The sequence below is a fragment of the Mucilaginibacter sp. genome, from assembly GCF_039921305.1.
In the GTDB taxonomy this organism is placed as follows: Bacteria; Bacteroidota; Bacteroidia; order Sphingobacteriales; family Sphingobacteriaceae; genus Mucilaginibacter.
In genome coordinates, this window is sequence record NZ_JBDSCA010000060.1 from 1 (window position 1) to 3,048 (window position 3,048).

A 3,048-nucleotide genomic window follows, 5' to 3' on the forward strand; every position below is an offset into this window, starting at 1 on the left:
AGTCTCCCTTTCCCCTTCGGTAGTAATTAATTGCACCGTTTTAGGTTGTAAGCCTATCAGTTTTTTAATTGCCGAAGAAGTGTTGGATTTCGCCCGTTCTTCCAGCAACTTCCCAAGCATAATAAAAACGATCACTACGGCAGCGGCCTCAAAGTAAACATGTGGATGCAAGCCTTTGCTATACCAAAATCCGGGATCTACAGTATTAAATACACTGAATAAAAAAGCAATGCCGGTTGACAGCGCTACGAGGGTATCCATATTAGCCTTTCCATGACTGGCCTGTTTCCAGGCACCGGTAAAGAAATTACGGCCAAATAAAAATAAGACCGGGGCAGTTAAGCCCATCATTATATAATTGGCATACGGTAATTCCATCCAGAACATACCGATCAGCACAACAGGGACTGTCAAAATACTGGCCCAGGTAATTTTAGTTTTCAATAATAGATAATCGCTTTGCTGCACCTCCTCTTGCAATGCCTTTCCGTTCTCCGTATCTAAAATTAAGTCATACCCCACGGATTGAACAGCCTTCTGAAAATTGACAGGTTGTATAACATCAGGGTGAAAAGCAACCTTAACAGACTGACTGGCAAAATTAACTTCTGCCTTATCAACCCCCTTTTGTGCGCCGATCATTGATTCTACGCTTGCAGCGCAGCCGGCACAAGTCATGCCGATAACTGGAAAAGTGAGTGTTTGAGTGTCTGTTCGCATTTTTCTTTTATTTACAATACAAATTTACTACTGTGCTCTGATTGCCGTTTACAGGATTTTGTTTAAAATTTATAAGATTTGGCTGAGATTATGTTGTTTAATGTGCAACGTTCACTATATATATGACCGTGCACGTTATGTGTCGTCCTGAAATAAGTTGAGACCGTAAACAGTAATCTTGACGATGTTGTCAATCTCATTCTATTTGGTAAGGCTACTTATCGTAAAATGATCCAAAACTTGGTTTGGGCCACTGGTTATAACGTGGTTGCGCTACCATTGGCAGCAGGGGTACTTTACAATCAAGGCATTGTACTGAGCCCAGCTGTTGGCGCGATGTTAATGACCGTTAGTACTGTAGTAGTCGCCATCAACGCCAGTATGCTGAAAGTAAAAACAATTTAGAAAGGCAAATCTAATTGTTACTTCGTAGGGTTTGAATAAACTTTTTTGCCCCATTTTATTTTATCCCAAATACGCTCATGGAAGAAATATACAACCGTTGTATAAATATTGCTCACTATGGTAAACCCCAGAGCTGTCTTTAATTTTCCGGTAAATAGGTAAACGGCGATAAAATCCAATATAACGACGATTACCCTGTAACTAATCGTTTTTGCTATTGATCTTTTAAGCGTTTTTTCGGAGCGGTATTCAGGAGGAATCAGTTTTTCGATCATGAACATCTAATACGAAAAGCAACAAATTGTTTCATGCCGATTGGGTAATTCAATGTTGTAAAGTAGCATCCATTTAGATATTTTAAATAAATGTTTCATTTCCCACCTTACACGCGATGATGATTACTATGAAAAAAATATCTGTAATAATTTATTTAAGAAGAAGGCGACCGAGTAAAATGATTTACATCATCTTTTCAAATGTCCATCGTCACTAATTAACAAAAAGGGAAGACGGACATTTGATATATCTGAATAATATATAATTGGAAAACAAATTGCTGATCACGTTCGATGGGTTTATGAAAAAGCATCCTATCTATAAGCGATGACGAGTGTAAAAAATCATTATAAATTGAATACTAAAAACTAATGGCACAATAATCTGACATTCTAACAATAGTTCAACTCATGAAAAATAAAAGTTTATTCGCCTCAGTTATATTTATAATAATATTCGCTATTGGTCTTGGTATTGATTATTCAATCCATGGTATTTCGACTTCTGTAGAAAGTACTATTATAGGCGTAGTAGCACTAATAGTTGCATCTTATATTTCGTCGTCTATCAAAATTGCCGATCCCTGGGATAGAGCTGTAGTACTACGCCTTGGCAAATTTCATTCCCTAAAAGGCCCGGGTTTGTTTTTTATCATACCCGTATTGGACACTATCCCTTACTGGATCGATACCCGGGTAATCACCACCTCTTTTAAGGCAGAAAAAACCCTTACCAAAGACACCGTACCGGTCGATGTGGACGCTGTGTTGTTCTGGAAAGTATTGGACCCGCAAAAAGCAGCGCTCGAAGTTGCAGACTATATCAGCGCTATTAGCTGGGCTTCGCAAACAGCATTAAGGGATGTTATCGGAAAAACTATGCTATCAGATATGCTGGAAGGAAGGGATAAGATTAGCAATGTATTGCAAAAAATAATTGACGAACGTACCGAGCCTTGGGGGATCAATGTCAATTCGGTTGAAGTAAAAGATGTTCTAATACCGGCCTCGCTTGAAAACGCGATGTCAATGCAGGCGCAGGCGGAACGTGAACGACAGGCAAGGGTAATATTAGGGGACTCCGAGCGGCAGGTTGCAGAGAAGTTTGGGGAAGCCGCGCTTACTTATGCAAATAATCCCGTGGCCTTGCATTTGCGTGCAATGAATATGCTCTACGAAGGCTTAAAGCAAAATTCTACTATTGTTATCGTACCAAGTTCAGCAGTGGAAACAATGGGTTTAGGAAGTATGGCCGGCTTGACCGCATTAACTATGGGTATTGGACAGGATAAGAAGGATAAAATAGAAAAAGGCAACGAAACGGTAAAAGCAACCGAGTAAATTGAAGAAGCTTTTCTTCCGAATATCCGCGTTCTTTTATTCTGAAAAGTACGAAGGCAATTTGGACATTAAAATAATATGTAAATCAATATACAATGGAACGTAATATTAAGAGCCTTATAAATTATAACATAGCAGCCACAGATGGTATAGTCGGCGAAGTCGAAGAATTTTACTTTGATGATAAAAGCTGGAAAATACGATACCTGGTTGTTAAAACTGGTAACTGGCTATCCGGACGAAAGGTATTGATCGCGCCGCATGCCCTTCTTAAACAACCCTGGCAAGATGGTTTCTTCCCAGTTAA

Annotated in this window: 4 protein-coding genes and 1 pseudogene; 3 read left to right on the forward strand and 2 right to left on the reverse strand. The window is 39.3% G+C overall.

Annotation, left to right across the window (positions count from 1 at the left end; genetic code table 11):
- Positions 1-720: heavy metal translocating P-type ATPase (locus ABIN91_RS18625; protein ID WP_348052951.1), on the reverse strand; the 720-nt coding region annotated here is incomplete at its 3' end.
- Between the two features lie 216 nt (positions 721-936).
- Here ABIN91_RS18625 and ABIN91_RS18630 point away from each other — a divergent pair.
- Positions 937-1,125: pseudogene (locus ABIN91_RS18630) on the forward strand (hypothetical protein); the annotation flags it as partial.
- Between the two features lie 17 nt (positions 1,126-1,142).
- On the opposite strand, the gene ABIN91_RS18635 reads toward ABIN91_RS18630, so the two are convergent.
- Entirely contained in the window at positions 1,143-1,400 is a 258-nt protein-coding gene (locus ABIN91_RS18635; RefSeq protein ID WP_348052952.1) for a DUF2061 domain-containing protein, read from the reverse strand.
- A gap of 411 nt (positions 1,401-1,811) precedes the next feature.
- On the opposite strand from ABIN91_RS18635, the gene ABIN91_RS18640 reads away from it, so the two are divergent.
- Positions 1,812-2,741 (forward strand): SPFH domain-containing protein, encoded by a 930-nt coding sequence (locus ABIN91_RS18640; RefSeq protein ID WP_348052953.1) that lies wholly within the window; start codon positions 1,812-1,814, stop codon positions 2,739-2,741.
- Positions 2,742-2,836: 95 nt separating this feature from the next.
- Positions 2,837-3,048, forward strand: a 212-nt coding sequence (locus ABIN91_RS18645; protein WP_348052954.1) for a PRC-barrel domain-containing protein, incomplete at its 3' end; no start/stop codon positions are given.